This window comes from Streptomyces sp. NPDC029014, from assembly GCF_055564695.1.
In genome coordinates, this window is sequence record NZ_JBVHVT010000183.1 from 1 (window position 1) to 4,646 (window position 4,646).

Consider the following 4,646-nt stretch of genomic DNA (forward strand, 5'->3'; position numbering starts at 1 on the left):
AGAAAAAAAAACCCCCCAAAAGCAAAGCAGTGCCCCGGGACCCTCCACCAGTGTTGTTTCTCCCAGCCCCCCCCCAGTTTCAACTTCGGTCCCCTCCCCCCCCCCCCCCCCCCCGAGCCCCCCCCCCCCCCCCCCCCCCCCCCCCCCCCCCGTGCGGTCCGACCGGCGGCTCAGCCGCCGAACTCCTCCAGGCCCTTCAGCGCCTGGTCCAGCAGGGCCTGACGGCCCTCCAGCTCGCGCGCCAGCTTGTCGGCCTTGGCGTTGCTGCCCGCCGCACGCGCCGCGTCGATCTCAGCACGCAGCTTGTCCACCGCGGCCTGCAGCTGACCCGTCAGACCGGCCGCACGGGCCCGCGCCTCAGGGTTCGTACGGCGCCACTCGCCCTCCTCGGCCTCCTGGATCGCCCGCTCCACCGCGTGCATCCGGCCCTCCACCCGACCACGGGCGTCCCGCGGCACGTGGCCGATGGCCTCCCAGCGCTCGTTGATCGAGCGGAACGCGGCCCGGGCCGCCTTCAGGTCCGTCACCGGGACGAGCTTCTCGGCCTCCTCGGCCAGCTCCTCCTTCAGCTTCAGGTTCTCCACCTGCTCGGCGTCGCGCTCGGCGAACACCTCGCTGCGCGCCGCGAAGAACACGTCCTGCGCACCGCGGAAACGGTTCCACAGGTCGTCCTCGGCCTCGCGCTGCGCCCGGCCCGCCGCCTTCCAGTCCGCCATCAGCTCGCGGTAGCGGGCGGCCGTCGGACCCCAGTCCGTCGACTTCGACAGCGACTCGGCCTCCGCGACCAGCCTCTCCTTGACCTTGCGGGCGTCCTCGCGCTGCGCGTCCAGCGCCGCGAAGTGCGCCTTGCGGCGCTTGGAGAAGGCGGAACGGGCGTGCGAGAACCGGTGCCACAGCTCGTCGTCGGACTTGCGGTCCAGCCGCGGCAGCCCCTTCCAGGTGTCCACCAGCGCCCGCAGCCGCTCGCCCGCGGACCGCCACTGGTCGCTCTGCGCCAGCTCCTCGGCCTCGACGACCAGGGTCTCCTTCGCCGTCCGGGCCTCGTCCGCCTGCTTGGCCTTCTGCGCCTTGCGCTCCTCGCGGCGCGCATCCACGTCCGCGACGAGCTTGTCCAGCCGCACGCGCAGCGCGTCGAGGTCACCCACCGCGTGGTGCTCCTCCACCTGCGCGCGCAGGTGCTCGATCGCCGTCTGGGCGTCCTTGGCGGACAGATCGGTGGTCCGCACCCGCCGCTCGAGGAGGCCGATCTCGACCACCAGGCCCTCGTACTTGCGCTCGAAGTAGGCCAGGGCCTCCTCGGGGGTGCCCGCCTGCCACGAGCCGACGACCTTCTCCCCCTCGGCAGTACGCACGTACACGGTGCCCGTCTCGTCGACGCGGCCCCACGGGTCGCTGCTCACAGCGCCTCCTCCACCTGATGCCTGCGAGGGGGTCCACCCCCGGGCATCGTCCACAGTTTCCTGGGGCGGGCAGCGCCCGCCCTGCACAACGCCAACATAGGCGACCGCCGGGCCGGCTGTCCGCATCCCGCACGACGGAATATCGCCGCGGGGGGCGCGGGGCCGGCCCGGCGGGCCGCCCGGCCCGTCAGTTCTGGGTGACGGTGCCCTTCTGGATCACCACCGGGGTCTTGGGGGCCCCGTCCTGGCCGCCCTCCGCCGTACCGGCCTTGGCGACCTCCTCCAGCGCCTTCAGGCCCGCCGCGTCGATCTTCCCGAACGGCGTGTAGGACGGCGCCAGCGGGCTGTCCTTGTAGACCAGGAAGAACTGGCTGCCGCCGGTGTGCGGGCGGCCGGTGTTGGCCATCGCCACCGTGCCCGCCGGGTAGATCACCTGGCCCTGCTCGTTCGGCTTGCCCAGGGCGTCGAGGTTCTCGTCCGCGATCGTGTAGCCGGGGCCGCCCATGCCGGTGCCCTCGGGGTCGCCGCACTGCAGCACGTAGATCCCGGAGGTGGTCAGGCGGTGGCACTTGGTGTTGTCGAAGAAGCCCTTGTCCGCCAGCGCCTTGAACGAGTTGACGGTTTCCGGGGTCTTCGCCGCGTCCATCTCGACCTTGATGTCACCGGCGCTCGTCTTCAGCGCGAAGGTGTACTTGGCCTTCTGGTCGATCGCCATCGCCGGCGCCGGGGACTGCTTCGGGGTGGGTGCCGCCGACGGGCTCGCGGACGGCTCCGCCGCCTCGTCCTTCTTGCCGGAGTCGAAGACGCCGCCGACGATCAGGCCGACCAGCGCGGCGATCACCACGGCCACCGCCGCGCCGATCACCGTCGCCCGCTGCCGTCCCTTGCGGCGGGCCTCGGCCCGTCGCTGCTGCTGACGCTCGAACTTCTCCCTGGCGAGCTGTCGCCGACGCTGATCGCTCGTGACCACCGGGTCGTCTCCTTGTACGTGTCTGGTACCGCTGTGCGCGCTCGGTTAGGCCGTACCGTATATGGGTTCGCTGTGGAACGAGCCGCGCCGGTAGGCTCTGAGCAGCAGCATTGGCGATCGACGGCCGCTGCCGACCCTCCCGCCGGACATGAATGAGGACGAACGTGCTGATTGCCGGGTTCCCCGCCGGGGCCTGGGGGACCAACTGCTACGTGGTCGCCCCCGCCGCAGGCGAGGAGTGCGTGATCATCGACCCGGGCCACCAGGCCACCCGAGGAGTCGAGGAGACGCTGAAGAAGCATCGGCTCAAGCCCGTCGCGGTCGTCCTCACCCACGGCCACATCGACCACGTGGCCTCGGTGGTCCCGGTGTGCGGAGCCCACGAGGTTCCCGCCTGGATCCACCCCGAGGACCGCTACATGATGAGCGACCCCGAGAAGGCCCTCGGCCGCTCCATCGGCATGCCGCTCATGGGCGAGATCACCATCGGCGAGCCGGACGACGTCCGCGAGCTCACCGACGGCGCCGCGCTGAAGCTGGCCGGCCTCGACTTCACGGTGTCGCACGCGCCCGGCCATACCAGGGGGTCGGTGACCTTCCGGATGCCCGAGCAGGCCGACATCCCCTCGGTGTTCTTCTCGGGCGACCTGCTCTTCGCCGGCTCCATCGGACGCACCGACCTGCCCGGCGGCTCCCACGCCGAGATGCTCGACTCGCTGGCCCGCGTGTGCCTGCCGCTCGACGACTCGACCGTGGTGCTGTCCGGCCACGGTCCCCAGACCACCATCGGCCGCGAACGCGCGACCAACCCGTACCTGCGGGAGGTCGCCGCCGGCCCGGGAGCGGACCCGACCGCCGCTCCACGACGAGGAATGTGACGAGACTTTCGTGAGCACCTTCAAGGCCCCCAAGGGCACGTACGACCTGATCCCGCCGTTCTCGGCGAAGTACCTGGCCGTCCGCGAGGCCATCTCCGCGCCGCTGCGCAAGGCTGGCTACGGGTACGTCGAGACGCCCGGCTTCGAGGATGTCGACCTTTTCGCCCGCGGCGTGGGCGAGTCCACCGACATCGTCACCAAAGAAATGTACGCCTTCGAAACAAAGGGTGGAGACAAGCTCGCACTTCGTCCCGAAGGTACGGCCTCCGTTCTGCGTGCGGCCCTGGAGGCCAGCCTGCACAAGCAGGGCAATCTTCCGGTCAAGCTCTGGTACTCCGGCTCGTACTACCGCTACGAGCGCCCGCAGAAGGGCCGCTACCGCCACTTCTCGCAGGTCGGCGCCGAGGCCATCGGTGCCGAGGACCCGGCCCTCGACGCCGAGCTGATCATCCTGGCCGACCAGGCCTACCGCTCGCTGGGCCTGCGCAACTTCCGCATCCTGCTGAACTCGCTCGGCGACAAGGAGTGCCGCCCGGTCTACCGCGAGGCGCTCCAGACCTTCCTGCGCGGGCTCGACCTGGACCAGGAGACCCTGCGCCGCGCCGAGATCAACCCGCTGCGGGTGCTCGACGACAAGCGGGCCGACGTCCAGAAGCAGCTGGTCGACGCCCCGCTGCTGCGCGACTACCTCTGCGACGGCTGCAAGGCCTACCACGAGGAGGTTCGCACGCTGATCACCGCGGCGGGCGTGGCCTTCGAGGACGACCTGAAGCTGGTCCGCGGCCTGGACTACTACACCCGCACGACCTTCGAGTTCGTCCACGACGGCCTGGGTTCCCAGTCCGCGGTCGGCGGCGGCGGCCGCTACGACGGCCTGTCCGAGATGATCGGCGGCCCGGCGCTGCCGTCGGTGGGCTGGGCGCTGGGCGTGGACCGCACGGTCCTGGCCCTGGAAGCCGAGGGCGTCGAGCTGGACATCCCGGCGGCCACCAGCGTCTTCGCCGTCGCCATCGGCGACGAGGCCCGCCGACTCCTGTTCGGCAAGGTCGTCGAGCTGCGCAGGGAGGGAATCGCGGCCGACTTCTCCTTCGGCGGCAAGGGCCTCAAGGGCGCCATGAAGGACGCGAACCGCTCGGGCGCCCGCCTCGCGATCGTCGCGGGCGACCGCGACCTGGCCGAGGGCGTCGTCCAGCTCAAGGACATGGAGTCGGGCGAGCAGACGGCCGTGGCGCTGGACGCGCTGGTCGAGAGCGTGTGCGCGAAGCTCGCGTGACGCGGTGGGGGGGGGGGGGGGGGCCCACGCCGCCGTTCTGCCCCCCCCCCATGTTGGCTGTGGGGGATTTCCTGGACAGCACCCCGCCCCCGGGTCCCTCCGCCCTCCCGTCCTGCCCCCCAGTC

General features: G+C 71.4%; 4 protein-coding genes. 2 read left to right on the forward strand and 2 right to left on the reverse strand.

Annotation, left to right across the window (positions count from 1 at the left end):
* Nucleotides 1-170: 170 nt before the first annotated feature.
* Nucleotides 171-1,400, reverse strand: coding sequence for a DUF349 domain-containing protein (locus ACZ4VL_RS40125; protein ID WP_468210842.1), 1,230 nt, complete (start codon nt 1,398-1,400; stop codon nt 171-173).
* A gap of 187 nt (nt 1,401-1,587) precedes the next feature.
* The gene (locus tag ACZ4VL_RS40130) at nt 1,588-2,370 is read right to left on the reverse strand and encodes a peptidylprolyl isomerase (RefSeq protein ID WP_468210845.1); all 783 of its coding nucleotides are present in this window, start codon (nt 2,368-2,370) and stop codon (nt 1,588-1,590) included.
* Between the two features lie 164 nt (nt 2,371-2,534).
* Here ACZ4VL_RS40130 and ACZ4VL_RS40135 point away from each other — a divergent pair, with 164 nt between their 5' ends.
* Entirely contained in the window at nt 2,535-3,248 is a 714-nt protein-coding gene (locus ACZ4VL_RS40135) for an MBL fold metallo-hydrolase (protein ID WP_468210849.1), read from the forward strand.
* A 10-nt stretch (nt 3,249-3,258) separates the two neighbouring features.
* Nucleotides 3,259-4,521, forward strand: coding sequence for a histidine--tRNA ligase (hisS, locus tag ACZ4VL_RS40140; RefSeq protein WP_468210852.1), 1,263 nt, complete (start codon nt 3,259-3,261; stop codon nt 4,519-4,521).
* Nucleotides 4,522-4,646 lie beyond the last annotated feature (125 nt).